The sequence below is a fragment of the Yersinia rochesterensis genome, assembly GCF_003600645.1.
GTDB lineage: Bacteria > Pseudomonadota > Gammaproteobacteria > Enterobacterales > Enterobacteriaceae > Yersinia > Yersinia rochesterensis.
Window position 1 is genome coordinate 1,175,831 of sequence record NZ_CP032482.1, and the last position, 18,561, is coordinate 1,194,391.

Genomic DNA, 18,561 nt, shown 5'->3' on the forward strand with positions numbered 1-18,561 from the left:
CGCACCCTCTTAGGGGGTTGTTCTCTGGGGTGAGTCGCGCAAAACAAAAGGAGTTGAACGTCAGCCATGTCTTGGGAAACCTGGAGTTTCGCGTTTGGTGTAACAGTGCCCAACTTATTGATGATGTTACTGGGTGTATTGTTACGGCGCTATGGCTTGATGGATGATCGGTTCTGCGATGGTGCAACCCGAGTTGTCTTCAATCTGGCGCTTCCTTGTTTGCTGTTTTTCAGTGTTGCGACCAATCATGTCAGCTTGATGGATAACTTGCCCTTAGTGATCTATGGTGCGGTTGGCACCTTAGTGACATTTTTATTGCTCGAAATTGCCGCCAAGTGGCTGGTAAAAGACCCGCGTGAGCGCGGTGTGTTCGTGCAGGGTGGTTTCAGAGCTAATACCGCGATTGTCGGCTTGGCATTTGCCATGACGGCCTATGGTGCCGAAGGGGTAGCGCTGGGCTCGATGTACCTGACGGTGACCGTCATATTATTTAATATGCTGTCAGTGATAACACTGACCCGCAGCTTACAAGGTGGGCAGGGCGGGAAAATCAGCAAATTGGCATTACTACGCAGCATTGTCACCAATCCTCTGATTATTGGTTTGGTGTGTGGTTTGGCCTATGCTCAAACCCGTCTACCTATTCCTCAAGTCATTGTCCAGACAGGCAGTTATATCTCCGCCTTGGCACTCCCACTGGCATTACTCTGCACTGGCGCGAGTCTGGATTGGCATGCGATGTTCCGCTCCTCTAATGTGGCTGCGTTATCCTCAGTGGCAAAATTATTCATCGTGCCAATATTGATGACTTTAGGCGGTTTGCTGATGGGGTTCCGTGGTGCAACCTTAGGGATTATTTTTCTATTTTCTGCAACTCCGACTGCTGCGGGTAGCTATGTCATGACCCGGGCGATGGGGGGAAATGCGACGCTGGCTGCGAATATTATTGCGATTACTACCGTCGGCTCATTTTTCACGACTGCTATTGGGATTTATTTCTTACGCGCACTGGGCGTAATGTGAGTTTTTAAGTCAATTCGAGGAGAGAAATGATGGATGCATTATGTCCGATTTGTCAGAAAGCAATGACGCAAGTGAGTGGTCACTTTCACTGCTCTAACTGCCACGGCAACTATCAGCAACAGGCCGATTGCCCTGATTGCGCCAAACCGCTCCAAGTGTTGAAAGCTTGTGGGGCCGTTGATTATTTTTGCCAGAATGGTCATGGGTTGATTTCGAAAAGCCGCGTTCTTTTTAGTTATCTGCCGACAGTCTGATTGCTCACCTGAATCACTTATTTGGGTAAATGATTCGGAATTAATGAGCCTCATCCCTGAGGCTCACCCTGCGGGCGAGCATAAATACTGTTCAAATCGGTTCCCGACCAATTTGTCTCTCTCTTGCCGCCTACCGGCAACATCAAATTATTTCAAAGGTGGCGATTTGGCTAATGGGTCGGCTTACGCTGACGGGGCTTTTTTGTCACATTGATTTGAGTGATTTCACTTTCCACCCAGCCATCTTGCAGTCGGGTCGTTAGCTTGTCGCCGGTATGCACTTGTTTGGTAGTCTTAAGCAAGGTGCCTGCGGGGGTCTGTGTGACACTGTAGCCGCGGGCCAATGTAGCTAATGGACTGACTGCCTCCAATTGCGAGCAGGCGATACCAAAGCGCTGACGATAGCCATTCAGTTGGCGCTCTAATGCTTGGCGCAAGCGGTATTCCTGCTGCTGTACCCGTTGGTTATAACGGTGAATTTGCCCTTGCGGTTGAACTTGAATCAAGCGCTGCTGGAGCCGTTCAGTGCGCCGGCCTAATGAGCGAATTTGGTTTTGCGCGCTGTCTTCCAGACGGCGCTGTAACTTCAACAGCAGTGTTTGCTGACGCGCTAGGCGCAAATGTGGGTGTTGCTGTTGGAGCCGATGCTCAAGGCGGCTAAATTGCTGGCTACGCTGCGCCAGATAATAATCCATCGCCATTTCCATGCGCTGCTGCTGCCCCTGAATTTGCCGGACCAGCTCAATTTGGTTGCGGCTGACCAGTTCTGCGGCGGCTGACGGGGTTGGGGCGCGTAAATCTGCGACAAAGTCCGCAATGGTGACATCGGTTTCATGGCCGACCGCACTGACAATGGGAATTCGGCTGTTAAAAATGGCGCGGGCGACTCGCTCGTCATTAAAACTCCACAAATCTTCCAGTGAACCGCCACCCCGCCCGACGATCAGCACATCACATTCTCCGCGCAGATTAGCCAAGTGAATGGCTCGGACTATCTGTAGGGGGGCATCGGCACCTTGCACTGCTGTTGGATAAATAATCACTGGCAGTGATGGATCACGGCGTTGTAAAACGTGCAAAACATCGTGCAGAGCCGCGCCGCTAGATGAGGTTATCACCCCGACTTGTCTGGCTGGACTGGGTAGTGGTTGCTTGTGACTTTGATCAAAAAGCCCTTCTGTGGCCAGTTGTTGTTTAAGCTGCTCAAACTGTTGTTGCAGTAGCCCGTCGCCAGCAGGTTGCATACTTTCAGCAATTAACTGGTAGTCACCGCGCGGTTCATACAGGGTAATTGATGCCCTGACCAAAACTTGCTGGCCATTTTGCGGGCGGAAAGTGGTTCGGCGATTGCTGTTGCGAAACATCGCGCAGCGCACCTGCGCCCGGTCGTCTTTTAAGGTGAAATACCAGTGACCAGACGAAGGCTGAGAGAAATTGGAAATCTCGGCCGTGAGCCAAATTTGGCCCATTTCCATTTCCAGCAGTTGTCGCACCGTCTGATTAAGGCGGCTGACGGTAAAAATTGATGACGCAGAAGTTTGTGACATGTGACCTGGATCAAATTTTAAAACAAGCACTTAATTGATCGATATTACCTGCCTCAAACCGCATAGCAAGAAAAATAATGAGAAAGTGCTGGAGGCAACCGATTACGCTCTGTATAATGCCACGGCAATATTTTATCTTTTTCACATTCACCTTGGTGAGATATTGCCCATGCTACGTATCGCGAAAGAAGCTCTAACATTTGACGACGTTCTCCTGGTTCCAGCCCACTCCACAGTCTTGCCTAATACAGCAGAACTTGGTACCCAACTGACTGCAACTATCCGCCTGAATATCCCTATGCTGTCCGCAGCAATGGATACCGTAACCGAAGCTCGTCTGGCCATTGCGCTGGCACAAGAGGGCGGTTTAGGTTTCATCCACAAAAATATGTCCATTGAGCGCCAGGCTGAAGAAGTCAGCCGCGTGAAAAAACACGAAAGTGGCGTGGTGACTGAGCCACAGACTGTAACGCCAACCACAACTCTCCGTCAGGTTAAAGAACTGACCGCCCGTAACGGTTTCGCCGGTTATCCGGTAGTGACCGAAGATTACGAGCTGGTTGGGATCATTACTGGCCGTGATGTGCGCTTTGTGACTGATCTGGACCAACCCGTGACGGCGGTGATGACACCGAAAGAGCGCTTGGTAACGGTCAAAGAAGGCGAAGCCCGCGAAGTTGTACTGCAAAAAATGCATGAAAAACGTGTCGAGAAAGTGCTGGTCGTTGACGATAGCTTCCATCTGCGCGGCATGATTACCGTGAAAGATTTCCAAAAAGCAGAACGCAAGCCAAACGCCTGTAAAGACGAGCATGGCCGTCTGCGTGTTGGTGCCGCTGTCGGTGCCGGTGCGGGCAATGAAGAGCGTATCGACGCGCTGGTCGCTGCGGGTGTTGATGTTTTACTTATCGACTCATCTCATGGTCATTCCGAGGGCGTGTTACAGCGCATTCGCGAAACCCGAGCCAAATATCCTAACCTGCAAATTGTTGGTGGTAATGTCGCGACAGGGGCAGGTGCGAAAGCATTGGCCGATGCTGGCGTGAGCGCGGTCAAAGTGGGTATCGGCCCTGGCTCAATCTGTACCACCCGTATTGTGACTGGCGTTGGTGTGCCACAGATTACTGCAATTGCTGATGCCGTCGAAGCGCTGGAAGGCACTGGTATCCCGGTTATTGCGGATGGTGGTATTCGTTTCTCTGGTGATATTGCTAAAGCCATTGCTGCGGGTGCTTCATGTGTCATGGTCGGCTCGATGCTGGCAGGGACAGAAGAATCACCCGGTGAAATCGAACTCTATCAAGGCCGTTCATTCAAATCTTACCGCGGTATGGGGTCATTGGGCGCGATGTCCAAAGGCTCTTCAGATCGCTACTTCCAGACCGATAATGCTGCCGATAAATTAGTACCGGAAGGTATTGAAGGGCGTGTGGCATACAAAGGTTTGTTGAAAGAGATTGTGCATCAGCAAATGGGGGGCTTGCGCTCTTGTATGGGGCTGACCGGCTGCGGCACTATCAATGAATTGCGTACCAAAGCTGAGTTTGTGCGTATCAGTGGTGCTGGGATTCAAGAAAGCCATGTGCATGATGTTACCATCACCAAAGAATCCCCGAATTATCGGATGGGTTAATTCCAAGGGCTAAACCGGCGAATTTGGTGATTGTCCGCTGCTCGTATTGCTCATTGACTTGGTGTCAACTGCGCATGCTGGGCTGCGGACATTAACTAGCTTGTTGGTTTTTCCGACGGAAGTGACTCTGGTAACCATTTAATTTAATTAATTATTTTTAAAAGCGGCACACATGACAAAAAATATTCATAAGCATCGCATCCTTATCCTCGATTTCGGCTCGCAGTACACCCAACTGGTGGCGCGACGTGTTCGTGAAATTGGTGTCTATTGTGAACTTTGGGCGTGGGACGTGACTGAAGCCCAGATCCGCGATTTTAATCCAAGCGGCATTATTCTTTCTGGCGGCCCTGAAAGCACCACTGAACACGACAGCCCACGCGCGCCGGATTATGTGTTCACTGCCGGTGTCCCTGTGCTGGGTGTGTGTTACGGCATGCAAACCATGGCTATGCAGTTGGGCGGTAAAGTTGAAGGGTCAAACCAGCGCGAATTTGGCTATGCGCAGGTTGAGATTAAAACTGACAGCGCACTTATTCGCGATATCAAAGATGCGATCAATCCAGCGGGTGAAGCCGTATTGGATGTGTGGATGAGCCATGGCGACAAAGTGACTGCAATCCCGTCTGACTTTGTGACGGTTGCCAGCACGGATACCTGCCCGTTTGCCATTATGGCCAATGAAGAAAAACGTTTTTATGGTGTGCAATTCCATCCTGAAGTGACACACACCAAGCAAGGCCAACGCCTGTTGGAGCGCTTCGTTCTGGATATCTGTGCCTGTGAAGCGCTGTGGACCCCAGCCACCATTATTGAAGATGCGATTGTGCGCCTGCGTGAGCAAATCGGTGAAGACCACGTGATTTTGGGCTTATCCGGGGGGGTTGATTCTTCAGTAACCGCGATGCTGCTGCACCGTGCGATTGGCAAACGCCTGACTTGTGTGTTTGTTGATAACGGCCTGTTACGCTTGAACGAAGCTGATCAAGTATTGGAAATGTTCGGCGATAAATTTGGTCTGAATATTGTCCATGTAGCAGCGGAAGAACGTTTCCTGACGGCATTGGCTGGTGTTGATGAACCAGAAGCAAAACGTAAAATTATCGGTCGCGTGTTTGTAGAGCTGTTTGATGAAGAAGCTTGCAAACAAGAACAGGTGAAATGGCTGGCACAGGGCACTATCTACCCAGATGTGATTGAGTCAGCAGCATCCGCTACCGGTAAAGCGCATGTGATTAAATCTCACCATAATGTGGGCGGCTTGCCGAAAGAGATGAAGTTGGGCTTGGTCGAGCCACTGAAAGAGTTGTTTAAAGACGAAGTGCGTAAGATTGGTCTGGAGCTGGGCCTGCCGTACGACATGCTATATCGCCATCCATTCCCAGGCCCAGGTTTGGGGGTGCGTGTATTGGGCGAAGTGAAGAAAGAATATTGCGATTTACTGCGCCGCGCCGACGCGATCTTTATTGAAGAGCTGCACAAAGCGGATCTGTACAATAAAGTCAGCCAAGCCTTCACCGTCTTCCTGCCGGTTCGTTCCGTCGGCGTAATGGGTGATGGCCGTAAATATGATTGGGTTGTTTCACTGCGTGCTGTTGAAACCATCGATTTCATGACTGCGCATTGGGCGCATCTGCCATATGATTTCCTAGGTCGCGTGTCAAACCGCATCATTAATGAAGTGAATGGTATTTCTCGTGTGGTTTATGATATTAGCGGCAAGCCACCAGCAACCATTGAGTGGGAATAAATATTTTATTTTATCAATAAGATATTTCCACTGATATAAATAAAACCTCCGATATTTCGGGGGTTTTTTATTTTTATTTTAGCTATAAGAAAAAATGTATTTATTATTTTGCCTTTAAATGTCAGTAAAAAATGAATTCATTTTATGTGGATTGTTCTTTGATGTCGTTTATGTTTGTGTGAGTATAAAAAATCAAGTTATTACTTATTGGCTCATGCAAAATAGCATGTTTCTGCTAGCTTACTCTTTAAAGGTGAAGCATGAATATCAATGTTCAAGTATGTAAGGTTTTTTATAGTTTAGTTTTTATCTCATTTAGTGCAATATCCAATAGTTTTGATGATGATAATGTCTGTTTTTATTCTGTCGATAATTATATTGAAAAAGGCGATTCTAAAAAATTTTGTGTACCCTCCTATACTGAAGATGAATGGCTGTTTAGTCAGTGGAATAATAATATTTCATCTATTAAGATACCATTAAATTTTCAAGTCGATGTCTTTAGTGATTTTTCATTTTCCGGAAAATCAGTATCACTTTATAAAAATACCAATGCTGCTGAATTGGAAAGAAATGGACTGACCTCTGATATCAGTTCTTATCGTGTATTTCCAAAAACTTTATATCCAAGTAATAAACGAATTATCTTTAGCTATCGCTCTAAGCTGTTTCAAGAAAAATATATTGGCTACAATTATTATTTGAGCAGTGGGCACAGTATTCTTTTAAGTCGAAAGAGCCGACCCTCAGATGTCGACAGCCAAAGCTCCTCTATATTTTACAGCCATACCGGGCAAATTATGACCGCCTTTACCGGGCAAGGTTTTGATCGCAATATCTATTGCTTGCTCCCAGCAGACCGGAGGAAAGATAATTTAAAGGCGGGTGTGACATTTAGTTATTGTGACTTTAGCAATCCGGGGCAGAGGTGGCTGCCGCAAAAAATAGCGAATAAAATAGTATTAGTTAATCAGGGGACAAGTACGGCCTTGTCACTGGATGATGAAGGGTTTTATATTAATTTAAAAAATAAGCCAATATTATCGAACCATCTATTTGGTCGAGGGAAACAAGATTATGGCCCTGAAGTTCAAATTAACCATGATACAATATGGTTTGATGAGAAATATATTGAAGAAATGAAATTGTTGGCTGTAAGACCTTTTTTACAATATAAAGAAACGTTAGAGTCATTAAATGAGATGGGTCATCGTGATATTATTGTTAATCATTTAGACAAAACCGATGATGTTAATATGTATTTAGGCGGAAATAAAATAGGAATGCACATTTATTACAATGCTGAGACCAAGGCTTTAATTGCTTATAATAAGTCGAGTGCTGAACGTATGTTAATAGAGTCTTCATGTCTTTCATTGATAAATAATCCTGTTGGTCAATATTTTCCAATCAACTTCACCTATAGTCGCAGTAGTTATAGCGACAACTCCATTGGCTATCGTTGTGATAATGGCATTGCCTATAATCGCTATAATCAGCAGTGGAATTTTATAGCTGATCATCAGTTTCTCTATTTAGTGAATGGTCGTGAAAATAAAGTTCTACATTTTTATACCAATGAAACCCCACAAAAAATGGATTATCGTGGTGAATTAATGGGGCCTGAATTAGGCGCTCGTATTGCTCATGCTGTTAATTTTAATGAGCGAAATCCGCAGGGTGCGATATTTATTAGCACTCAGACATTAGGATATGCTTTAGATATGGAGAAGGAGGTTTGTGAACTGAGGTCTATGCGCGATAAAACTGGCGATCAATGTGGGGGACTTGATACCACTTGGTCTTCAACTAATTATCACGTACAGAATATCAGCCTCAGTCACGACTATATTCCCTGGTTACTGTCAAAAATAGCCAATAGGCTACATCAAGATGAATGGACTGATGAATTGGCTGCTTTCCTGCACAAGCTTGAAGCTCTGGAGACCCTGTTTGAAGAAAATAAAAATCAGCCGACCGATAAAACAGCATTGGAGCAAACAAAAGCGCTGTTAATCGCGTTTTTACAAACTTACAACTCAACTAAATACACCAAAATTTGGTATCAGGCTGCACATGTTCTTAATCGTGTTGATGTATTAATCGAATGGGGCAATAACTCGGCATCATAGTTACAAAATGTGACTTGCGTCACATTTAACTTTACCCTTCTTAATTAGGGGTATAATCTTGACGAATATTTACAACTAAACTAAATATTTAACATCTTCATCTTATAATTCACATCGCCATAAGGCGGGAATTCCATTCATTATTCGTCAAGATTGCCACTGCCGAGAGTACCTTACTCGGTGGTTTCGCCCGCAGTCACCCGCATCTATTGACTATGCTGATTAACAGCATGATCAACAGATGAACACTGCGTGCATGCTCTTTTGTGGAGAAAAAACATGTCGGTAACTCGCTCTCCGATACCTCAGCTACGCGGCATTTCACGTCGGCGTTTACTCGGGTATGTCGGTGTTGGGCTGGTCAGCAGCCTGATGAACCCCCTTTCTTTGGATGCTTTCGCAGCATCAACTCAAACCTCGCCGCAGCACTTTGAAAGATTCATGTTGGTCTCCCGCGCACTGACGGGTAAGCGCCAACTTAATGCGCAGGTTGGTCAGCGCCTCTATCAGGTTTTACTCGGTAAAATCGGTGGTTTTGACCAGAAACTGGCCTTATTACAACCTTTACCTAGCGGCGAACCTCATCAATGGCCGCCACTACAGCAGCAGATTGCCCGGCAGATTTTGCAAGGTTGGTATGTGGGAGTGATTGGTGAAGGAACTGATGCGGCAGTCATCAGTTATGAAAATGCATTAATGTTCGATGCGGTATCCGATGTGTTGGTTATTCGCTCTTATTGCCCGAATAAACCCGGATACTGGGCTGTAAAGCCTGATGTCGCCTTATAATTTTGGAGGATACATTTATGGCTGACACACTCAAGGTGGACATCGTCGTCATTGGCTCGGGCGTTGCTGGCGGTTTAGTCGCGCATCAATTGGCGATGGCTGGCAAGTCAGTATTGGTTTTAGAAGCGGGGCCGCGCCTTTCGCGTTGGGAAATTGTGGAAAACTTCCGCAATCAGCCCGACAAATCAGACAATATGGCGCCTTACCCCTCAACATCTTATGCCCCCCATCCTGAATCTAACCCTAATAATAACTATTTGATTCAAAAGGGTGAGCACCCCTACGATGTACAATATATTCGCGCGGTAGGGGGCACCACCTGGCACTGGGCAGCATCGGCCTGGCGTTTTCTGCCGAATGATTTCAAGCTAAAAACAATCTATGGCGTCGGGCGCGATTGGCCGATTGACTATGCCGCGCTGGAAAAATGGTATTTACGCGCAGAGCAGGAACTCGGTGTTTGGGGGCCGAGTGATGAAGATCTTGGCTCCCCGCGTAGTGCGCCTTACCCGATGGCACCGCTGCCGTTATCGTGGAATGAACAGCGCATTAAAACCGTGCTCAACAGCCACACTTTTAATGGCAGTCGTTTTGATGTTGTGACTGAGCCGGTGGCGCGCAACAGTCGCCCTTATGATGGCCGTCCCACTTGCTGCGGCAACAATAACTGTATGCCAATTTGCCCGATAGGGGCGATGTATAACGCCATAACTCATGTTGAAAAAGCCGAGCTGGCGGGGGCTATTATTCGCCCACAAGCGGTGGTTTATCAGCTGGAAGTGGATGATCAGCAGCAAATTACCGCCGCTTTGTTTAAGGATGCACAAGGTAATGAGCACCGCGCTGAGGGCAAGTATTTTGTGTTGGCAGCCAATGGCATTGAAACGCCGAAATTGATGCTGATGTCCACCAATGATAAAAATCCACTCGGTGTCGGGAATAGCTCCGATATGGTCGGGCGCAATCTGATGGACCACCCCGGAACTGGCGTCACCTTTATGGCTAGTGAGCCGCTCTGGCCTGGGCGTGGCCCGCAGGAAATGACCTCTTTGATTGGGTTCCGCGATGGCGCATTCCGTGCTGAATATGCGGCGAAAAAGATTCATTTATCTAATTTGTCCCGCACAGATCAAGTCACCATTGAGTTGCTCAAGCAAGGAGAATTACAACTCGGGCCGCAGCTTGACGCCAAAATCCGCGATCGGGCGGCGCGTTTTGTGCAATTCGACAGTTTCCATGAAATCTTGCCGCATGTGGAAAATCGTATTATTCCCAGCCCGACAGAGAAAGACGCCATTGGCATTCCGAAGCCGGAATTTTACTATGCAATGGATGATTATGTGCGCAAAAGTGCAGTGCATACTCAGCAAGTCTATGCCGAAGCGGCCAGATTGATGGGCGGCACTGAAGTGCAGTTCCACAATAACTTTGCCAATAATAACCATATTACTGGCACCACCATTATGGGCAATGACCCCAAAGATTCCGTGGTGGACAGTGATTGCCGCAGCCATGACCACAAAAATTTGTTTATCGCCAGCAGCAGTGTGATGCCAACTGTCGGTTCAGTGAACTGTACTTTGACGATTGCCGCGCTCTCTCTGCGTATCGCTGAAACTTTAAAGGCCGAGGTGTAAGATGAAAAAGCTAACCCTAGGTCACTCAATGAAATTCCTGTTTATAGCATTGGGATTCGCTGCAACTGGATATGCTCGTGCGGATGCTAACCTGATTGCGCGGGGTGAGTATTTGACCAAAGCCGCAGACTGTGTGGCGTGCCACACCACTAAAGATGGCAAACCCTTTGCCGGTGGATTGGCCTTTAAAACCCCGATGGGCACCTTATATTCGCCGAATATTACCCCCGATAAAGAAACCGGAATTGGTGGTTGGACGGATGAAGAGTTTTTGCGCGCACTGCATGAAGGGAAAGGCAAAAACGGCGAGAATCTCTATCCTGCTTTCCCTTATACCTCTTATACCTTGCTGACGGATGATGATGTTAAAGCCATAAAAGCTTATTTGTTTAGCTTACCAGCAGTGCATCAACCGAATCGCGAAAATGACATGCCGTTCCCATTCAATCAGCGCTGGGGGCTGTGGTTCTGGAATCTGGTGAATTTTGAGGGGCAGCGCTTCCAGCCCGATACCAGCAAAGATGCACAATGGAACCAGGGGGCTTATTTTGTTGAGGCGCTGGGGCATTGTGGTGAATGTCATACTCCGCGCAATATCACCATGGGAATGAAAGACAGTAAAGCTTATGCCGGTGCTGATATTGATGGTTGGACGGCATTCAATATTACCTCAGATCCGCATGCTGGGATTGGGGGCTGGAGCCAGCAACAGGTCGTACAATATCTGCGCAGCGGCCATGTTGACGGTAAAGCACAAGCGGCTGGGCCGATGGCGGAAGTGATTGAAAACAGCACCCGACATCTGACTGACAGTGATCTGAATGCAATGGCGGTGTATCTGCGCACGCTGAAGCCATTAAATCCAAATGACGAAACTAAGAGCCGTTCGGATTGGGGGCAGTCGGCGACCAGTGTTAATACCTTACGTGGCGTACCTTTCACGGCGGATACTGTTACGGGGAACAATAACACTGACGGCGCGCGCTTGTATTTGGGGAACTGTGCCAGTTGCCACAGTTTTACCGGTGAGGGCGTGAAAGATAGTTATTACCCATCATTGATGAAGAATTCGGTGGTCGGGGCATCCGCGCAAAATAACCTGATTAATGTCATTCTCCACGGCGTGTCGCGCAAAACCAATGATGGCGAGGTCTTTATGCCCGGTTTTGCCAACACATTAACTGATGAGCAGGTTGTCAGTTTGAGTAATTATCTATTGCAGCAGTTTGGGCAACCCACACTGAATATCAAAGCCGATGATGTTAAAGCATTACGCGGAGAATAATGAAGAAGAATAAGGGGGCTTTGGCTCCCTTTTATCACATGCTATTTATATCACTAAGCCATTGGTTTGGTGAATGTATTATTGACCTTCTATCATCTGCCCGTGATAATAACAATTCTGACTCGGGGTGCCTGCCACAAATAGTGGAATGGCTGAGATATTACCCGTATTACCTGATCTGGATAATGCCAGCGTAGGGAAGTATATTAATGAAGCGTATCAATGTGTTAACTATTGCCGGAACTGACCCAAGCGGCGGTGCCGGTATCCAGGCTGATCTGAAAACCTTTTCTGCATTACAGGCCTACGGCACCAGTGTTATTACCGCTTTAGTGGCGCAAAACACCGGTGGTGTACAGTCTGTTTATCCCATCGAACCCGCTTTTGTTGCTGCTCAGCTAGATTCTGTCCTCAGTGATGTGCGTATCGATAGCGCCAAAATTGGTATGCTGGCAAATGCGGAAATTGTCGATATTGTTGCTACGCAACTACGGCGTTATCCCATTCCATTTGTAGTGTTAGATACTGTGATGGTTGCCAAAAGCGGGGACCCGTTACTTGCACCAGAGGCCGTTGATGTGGTGCGCCGCTTATTGCTCCCGCAAGTTGATTTGATTACACCTAATTTACCGGAAGCCGCAACATTGCTTGATTGCCAACCCGCGCATAATGAACAAGAAATGTGTGAACAAGGGCGGGCATTGTTAGCTCTCGGCTGTCAGGGGGTATTGATGAAGGGGGGGCATTTGAGTGGCGAAGAAAGCCCAGATTGGCTGTTTACCGCGCAAAGTGAGCAGCGCTTTGTGACACGGCGGATTAATACCCGACATACCCACGGCACCGGTTGCACCTTGTCGGCTGCACTGGCGGCATTACGGCCACGGCACGCGAATTGGGCCGCTACCCTGAGTGTAGCTAAAGATTATCTGCAAGGGGCACTGGAACAAGCCGACACCCTCGAGGTGGGGCAGGGGATCGGGCCGGTGCACCATTTCCATCAATGGTGGTAATCCCCTTCGACCTTGAAACCGCAGGGGGCTGTCTGGTTGCAATTCCATTGACTTTGGAGGCTGAAGTCGATGAAATTATTACGCCAGTAAATAGCGCTGTGTCATCGTAAACATCGCGATGGCACGTTGCAAATGATGAGCATCAAAACGATTAAGCAGGTAACTTTTAGCCCCTTTGCGTGGGCGAATACACAGTAGCAACTTCGGCTCGCCAGCTTCATCTTTGATCAGGTCGAACTGATAACTGCCGATGCTTTTTTCGTCTTCCCGCCAAGAAATTTGTATTGCTGGCAACGGGTTATCTGCCGTGGGTTGTCTGACGGCGAAAAAGTATTCTCCGGCCCAGAAACCGGCATAATTGCCGTCAGCTTGCAAAGGTTTGGTTTGGAAAATGGGGGCTGCCGCGAGCTGGCTGACGGCAGCCAAAGTTATTTCTCGATGAGCTTGTTGCCACAAAGGAACATTATTTTCGATTTGCCAGCAAGCCGCGCCCAGATAATCGTTCAGTTCACGCCAATCTTCATCCAGTTGCTGGCGTAATTCCTCTTCGAGAATATTACGATATTGCTGCATCCCGCTGGGTTGCTCGCCTAATGTTTCGTAAGTGATTAACTCCATGGTGCGGGGCTTGCGGCGAAAACTCATCCACAACACCACCTTGGGGATACGAAACTCAATCGACTGAATACTCAGCCGATAGCTATCCCCTTTGTTCAACACAAAGCCATTGGCGGTGCCGCGCTTATTTTGATAATTCCGTATCACCACCACGCTATTTAGCCCCATCCAGCCGGTAACATAGTGCTCACTGTCAGAGTTGGCAACATCCAGATCGACCACCATTTGGACGATTTTATCGCTCTCAAGCTTATCTAGCGGATGGGCATCCCCAGCAGAGTAATACAGCTTCTTAGGGGCTTCGGGTAACTCAAGGGTCAACATAGCAGGGCCTTTTTCGCGGGTGGTTATCAACTCATCATCTACTGGTTTATAGCTTACCTCAAGCTGTCATACAGATTGCGGTATAACGAGAATTAGGATGAAAATTCGTGCTATGGATCAACTTTTCCTACTGTTAAGGGTCATAAATATGCAAACTACTATCACGCATGCCAATTTATTGCATTGAGGCCTGTTCAATATATTTAGGGTATAGATTAATCAGATAATAAGGATTTCGATAATGAAAGGTCATAAAACCCTCCATTGTCTTGTTGCTGCGGCGATACTCAGTGCCAGTTCCTGGGCTTTCGCGCAGCCAGCGATGAATGTTGTTTCGGCTCCATCAGACTCAGCGCCTGTTCAGGGCGCACCTGCTAAGCCCCTTCCCACCACCGCTGATCTTCTACAACAACCGGTGTATAAAAATAGCTGGCAAAAAATGGTGAAGAGTCAGAAAAATTTGCCTACATGGGCGCGTAAAGGGGTAGGGACATCCGCGCCGTATGAAGTCATCAATTGGGAAGGCCAGCAGTATAAAGTGGGGCGAATTTGCAAACCTCATGATTGCAGTAATAATTTTATGTGGGTGGCTTTTAGCAAGGATAAAAAACAAGTTTGGCAGGCATGGGGGATGCGAGTGTCGGTAGAGGATAAGCCAGAAGCGCTCAATACTCCGAGCAAGTTCGCGACTTATCAATGGCTTGGTCGCCCGAGTGAGAGTGTTCAGACTTTGCTGAAAAAACAATTAGAGCAAGATCCTAACTGGCACTGATTCTTGATTGTTTTCAAGTTGCAGGAAAGCAGCCAACACACCTGCAACTTGAAAGATAAGGGGGTATCAGCCAACGCCTGCCTGGTGCAAATCATGCAGATTGATAGCGCCAACCAGTTTCCCATCAAGGTTAACCACCGGTGCCGCACTGATATGATGCTGATGCAGAGCTTCCAGTGCTTCACCCGCGCGCCATTGTTCTGGCAAGCGGTAACCCGGGCGAGTTATCGCGCCGCCGAGCGGCTGTTGCAAAGTGCCGCCTTTAACCAACCAGCGGCGTAAATCACCATCAGTGAATACCCCGACCACCCGTTGATTTGGATCACAAACCGCCACCAGCCCTAATCCGGTGCGACTCAATTCCAGCATTGCTTCCATTACGCTATCGGATTCATTTACCACCGGTAAGCGGTCACCGGTTCTCATTAAATGATGAACTCGGTTGAGCAACCGCGCCCCCAAACTGCCACCGGGGTGTGAGCGCGCAAAGTCTTCTGCATTGAAACCGCGATGGCGCATTAATGCCATTGCCAGCGCGTCACCCATCATCAGGGTATTGACGGCGCTGGATGTTGGCGCTAGCCCCATCGGACAAGCTTCATGTTCAACACTGATATCCAGCACGCAAGCCGCCGCCAGCGCTAATGGCGACTCTAAACCGCCGGTAATTGCAATCACTGGAATATGGCTGTCGGCTAGCAAGGGTAGGATCATATCCAGTTCTTTAGCTCGGCCCGAATAAGAGATAAAAATCAGCACATCTTGCGGGCCAATCATACCTAAATCACCGTGCAATGCCTCGGCTGGATGCACGAAAAAGGCCGGAGTGCCGGTGCTGGCCAGTGAAGCGGCAATTTTTTTACCAATATGACCGGATTTGCCAATGCCAGAAACAACCGCTTTGCCGGTACAGCTCAACAATAGCTCGCAAGCTTGGACAAAATTATCATCTAAACGTGATAACAAGCGCTGGGCTTCTGTTAGCTCAATCTCCAGTGTTTCACGGGCATAGGTAAGTAATGGATTAGTCATCTTTATCAACCAGAATGATGTTAATGCCCATTTTCTGCAGTTCCTGCAAATATTCGTCGCTAATACCTTTATCGGTAATCAGAGTATCGACGGCACTCAGTGCACAAACAACATTGGGACTTTTACGGCCAAATTTGGAAGAGTCGACCAGCAGAATAATACGGCTGGCGGCGTGACACATAGCGGTACTGACATGATAAACTTCGTTAAACGTGGTGACACCTGCTTTGAGATCGACGCCATCTGCGCCGATAAAGAGCTTGTCGAAGCTGAAGTTATCAAAGGCGGATTCTGCCAAGCTACCATGAAAAGATGCTGAACCTTTACGATAAGTGCCGCCCGGCATCAAGATAGTCTGATCGTTATCCAGCTCAACCAATTCATTGACGATATGCAAGCTGTTGGTCATCACCGTAATATTATTGAATTTAGTCAGGTGCGGCACCATTTGCAGTACGGTACTGCCCGCATCAAAAACCAGACTATCGCCATCTTTAATCAGCTTACTGGCCGCTTTGGCGATTTGTTTTTTCTTCTCGGTATTTATATGGGTTTTACGGTCGATGGGTTGCTCAACATCATCACGATTTAATACTACCCCGCCATAGGTGCGAATCACTGCACCTTCATTTTCGAGGCTGGTTAAATCTTTGCGGATTGTCGTGCCAGTGGTCGAAAAATGGGCGGCAAGTTGATCAACCGCCGTTTTACCGTGCTGCTGGAGATATTCCAGGATAGCGACTTGTCGCTGCTTTGGTTTCATAACGATTCCTGCTCAAGTATTTCCATTGCCTCTTTTTCAGACATAACTTTCACATGAAAAAGAATAACTTTCATTATGAAAATATCATGATTTCGGTTTAATCGCTAATGATAGTGCAGTTTGACATGCTGTATCCGTAGGGAAGATCACATCCGGGATTAAATCCTGCTGATGTAATCCATGAAGGTGCAGTAATGCGCGTGGGCGGGCAAAAACACTGATGCCACGCATGATCATGCTGTCACTGACGCGCATATTCTCATCAAAAGCCAGCGCCATCACCACTCTCGGTTTAAAACGCCCACCAGAACGGCCCACTCCGACCGATTTACTGTTTTGGCAAAGCCTATCAAAAGCACGGTTAAAGCGGTTGATTTGCCACCATCCGAGCAAAATCTGGAGTACCCAGGCGATGATGACAATACTGATCAGTGCTGATGTAGGAGACATAATTTACCCTTTTACTCTTCGCCCTAGACGCCGCAGCGGTGTTAGCTGCACTCATGCACCCGAATCACTGACTGATGTCAGCTCATCGAGATTTACTCGTTGGCTGCCTTGCTGCAACGCCAATGGCTTTGAGTCATATCTTCGCCCTAGACGCCGCAGCGGTGTTAGCTGCACTCATGCACCCGAATCACTGGTGCGAGTCAGTGATTCGGGCTTGATAACTCATTGCTTTAAAAATTATTGCTTTAAAACATCACTTGCCCGCCGGTAATGTTAATAGATTGGCCGGTACAATACGCGGCTTTATCACTGGCGTAGAACAACAGCGTATTGAGCACATCCTGATAATCGCAGCCGCGTTTTAGTGGCACTTTATCGGTATAATATTTTTCAACTTCTTCGGGTTTAATGCCCAATTTTGCAGCGTATTGCGGCAAAAGTGATTGGAACATCGGCGATTTTAACAGATTTCCTAACATCAGTGAATGCACGGTGATGCCGTAATCCGCCAAATCGAGCGCCAATGATTGTGTCAAACCAACACCACCAAATTTCGCGGCGCTGTAACCCGAGTTGTGTTTGCTGCCGACTTTACCTGATTTAGAATTGATTTGGATGATGCGCCCGGCAATGCCATCACGGATCATCAGGCGGGAGAATTCGCGAGCACATAAGAAGTAACCTACCAGGTTCACTTGCAGTGAGCGGTCAAAATCATCCAGCGGGAAATCAGTGATAGGCGCGGCCTTAGCAATGCCAGCACTGTAAACCAGCAAATTAGCTTGATGGAAGCGCTGATCGACCGCTTTTGCCAACATCTGTACGCTGTTTTCATTGGTTGCATCAACCTGGAAACCTTGTGCGCTGTCGGTACCATATTCGGCATTAATCTGGTCCGCGACCAACTGTGCGTTATCTGAATTCAAATCAGCAACCGCCACTTTATAACCTGCTTCGGCCAGACCATGGCACAAAAATGCACCCAGAGTTTGCCCACCACCAATCACTACTGCTACTTGTTGTGACATAACGACCTCCCAATTTATCCTTAGTGATTGAAATTGCAGCGGTATTAGCTGTACGCCCTGCAACTTCAAAACGTCGGATATAAATTAATAAATAAATTAACGAATAAATTTCAACGAACTGCCAACAGAAATATCAGTTGGTGTCGGGCCAATAACATGAATAGAACCTGGGAACTCTGGATGCTCATCGCCATTAAATCGGATGGTGATATGACCCAATTCACGGAGGTTTTGCGTCGCCACTTCGCCCACGGCGGTGATGACATAGCGTATCTCGGCCAATTCCATAATGTTGCCAGCCTGTAATTCCCCATCAGTGGCGCTGTGCTGGTGGATAAAACAGAACTCTTCAATATCTTTAGGTGCCCCTTCGCGGAAGGTGATGAGCATGTCATCCAGCAGCGCCTCACGGGCGCTGCCTCCGATATTGGTAATAGTTGTCTGATAAATAGTATTCACACGTACATCCTTAACCGTTGAATTTATTACAGAAAGTCTAATTCTTCTCTCTTGC

The 18,561-nt window shown here is 47.6% G+C and carries 17 protein-coding genes and 1 riboswitch; of the genes, 10 read left to right on the forward strand and 7 right to left on the reverse strand.

All coding sequences use genetic code 11. The features are described from left to right. Positions 1-66 precede the first annotated feature (66 nt). Together DXZ79_RS05480 and DXZ79_RS05485 are read left to right on the forward strand one after the other, a co-directional pair. Positions 67-1,023 carry an AEC family transporter gene (locus tag DXZ79_RS05480; RefSeq protein WP_038635426.1) on the forward strand — a complete coding sequence of 319 codons (957 nt, stop codon included), beginning with the start codon at positions 67-69 and terminating at the stop codon, positions 1,021-1,023. 29 nt (positions 1,024-1,052) lie between these two features. Then, positions 1,053-1,277: a zinc ribbon domain-containing protein gene (locus tag DXZ79_RS05485; RefSeq protein ID WP_120011143.1), complete on the forward strand. Its 225-nt coding sequence runs from the start codon at positions 1,053-1,055 to the stop codon at positions 1,275-1,277. Between the two features lie 170 nt (positions 1,278-1,447). Here the strand turns inward: DXZ79_RS05485 and xseA are convergent, their stop codons facing one another. Further along, entirely contained in the window at positions 1,448-2,824 is a 1,377-nt protein-coding gene (gene xseA / locus DXZ79_RS05490; RefSeq protein WP_038635420.1) for an exodeoxyribonuclease VII large subunit, read from the reverse strand. Between the two features lie 169 nt (positions 2,825-2,993). Here xseA and guaB point away from each other — a divergent pair, with 169 nt between their 5' ends. The 7 genes from guaB to thiD all read left to right on the forward strand — a co-directional run bounded on the left by guaB (position 2,994) and on the right by thiD (position 13,060). After that, positions 2,994-4,457: an IMP dehydrogenase gene (guaB, locus tag DXZ79_RS05495; protein ID WP_038639720.1), complete on the forward strand. Its 1,464-nt coding sequence runs from the start codon at positions 2,994-2,996 to the stop codon at positions 4,455-4,457. A gap of 172 nt (positions 4,458-4,629) precedes the next feature. Next, positions 4,630-6,207, forward strand: coding sequence for a glutamine-hydrolyzing GMP synthase (guaA, locus tag DXZ79_RS05500; RefSeq protein WP_038635417.1), 1,578 nt, complete (start codon positions 4,630-4,632; stop codon positions 6,205-6,207). 260 nt (positions 6,208-6,467) lie between these two features. Then, positions 6,468-8,339: a hypothetical protein gene (locus DXZ79_RS05505; protein WP_050291484.1), complete on the forward strand. Its 1,872-nt coding sequence runs from the start codon at positions 6,468-6,470 to the stop codon at positions 8,337-8,339. 279 nt (positions 8,340-8,618) lie between these two features. Continuing rightward, entirely contained in the window at positions 8,619-9,128 is a 510-nt protein-coding gene (locus DXZ79_RS05510) for a sugar dehydrogenase complex small subunit (RefSeq protein WP_120011144.1), read from the forward strand. 17 nt (positions 9,129-9,145) lie between these two features. After that, positions 9,146-10,765 carry a GMC family oxidoreductase gene (locus DXZ79_RS05515; RefSeq protein WP_120011145.1) on the forward strand — a complete coding sequence of 540 codons (1,620 nt, stop codon included), beginning with the start codon at positions 9,146-9,148 and terminating at the stop codon, positions 10,763-10,765. Between the two features lies 1 nt (position 10,766). Then, positions 10,767-12,050 carry a cytochrome c gene (locus DXZ79_RS05520; protein WP_050291483.1) on the forward strand — a complete coding sequence of 428 codons (1,284 nt, stop codon included), beginning with the start codon at positions 10,767-10,769 and terminating at the stop codon, positions 12,048-12,050. A gap of 113 nt (positions 12,051-12,163) precedes the next feature. Further along, a riboswitch (TPP riboswitch) is annotated at positions 12,164-12,267 on the forward strand. Then, entirely contained in the window at positions 12,260-13,060 is an 801-nt protein-coding gene (thiD, locus tag DXZ79_RS05525) for a bifunctional hydroxymethylpyrimidine kinase/phosphomethylpyrimidine kinase (protein ID WP_038635272.1), read from the forward strand. (Overlaps the previous riboswitch by 8 nt.) A 78-nt stretch (positions 13,061-13,138) precedes the next feature. Here the strand turns inward: thiD and DXZ79_RS05530 are convergent, their stop codons facing one another. After that, entirely contained in the window at positions 13,139-14,002 is an 864-nt protein-coding gene (locus DXZ79_RS05530; protein ID WP_038635269.1) for a hypothetical protein, read from the reverse strand. 241 nt (positions 14,003-14,243) lie between these two features. Between DXZ79_RS05530 and DXZ79_RS05535 the strand changes: the two genes are divergently transcribed. Beyond that, entirely contained in the window at positions 14,244-14,774 is a 531-nt protein-coding gene (locus DXZ79_RS05535; protein ID WP_050291481.1) for an inhibitor of vertebrate lysozyme family protein, read from the forward strand. 66 nt (positions 14,775-14,840) lie between these two features. Here the strand turns inward: DXZ79_RS05535 and gutQ are convergent, their stop codons facing one another. The 5 genes from gutQ to srlB form a co-directional block, all read right to left on the reverse strand. Beyond that, on the reverse strand, positions 14,841-15,806 hold the full coding sequence (gene gutQ / locus DXZ79_RS05540) for an arabinose-5-phosphate isomerase GutQ (protein ID WP_038635263.1): 966 nt from the start codon (positions 15,804-15,806) through the stop codon (positions 14,841-14,843). Then, positions 15,799-16,569: a glucitol operon DNA-binding transcriptional repressor SrlR gene (srlR, locus tag DXZ79_RS05545; protein WP_038635260.1), complete on the reverse strand. Its 771-nt coding sequence runs from the start codon at positions 16,567-16,569 to the stop codon at positions 15,799-15,801. The genes gutQ and srlR overlap by 8 nt, the downstream gene beginning before the upstream one ends. Before the next feature lie 84 nt (positions 16,570-16,653). Continuing rightward, positions 16,654-17,019 (reverse strand): transcriptional regulator GutM, encoded by a 366-nt coding sequence (gutM, locus tag DXZ79_RS05550; RefSeq protein WP_120011146.1) that lies wholly within the window; start codon positions 17,017-17,019, stop codon positions 16,654-16,656. A gap of 245 nt (positions 17,020-17,264) precedes the next feature. After that, complete coding sequence (srlD, locus tag DXZ79_RS05555; protein ID WP_038635254.1) at positions 17,265-18,047, reverse strand: sorbitol-6-phosphate dehydrogenase; 783 nt, start codon at positions 18,045-18,047, stop codon at positions 17,265-17,267. 96 nt (positions 18,048-18,143) lie between these two features. Beyond that, positions 18,144-18,506, reverse strand: coding sequence for a PTS glucitol/sorbitol transporter subunit IIA (gene srlB / locus DXZ79_RS05560; protein ID WP_050291479.1), 363 nt, complete (start codon positions 18,504-18,506; stop codon positions 18,144-18,146). Positions 18,507-18,561: the final 55 nt, after the last annotated feature.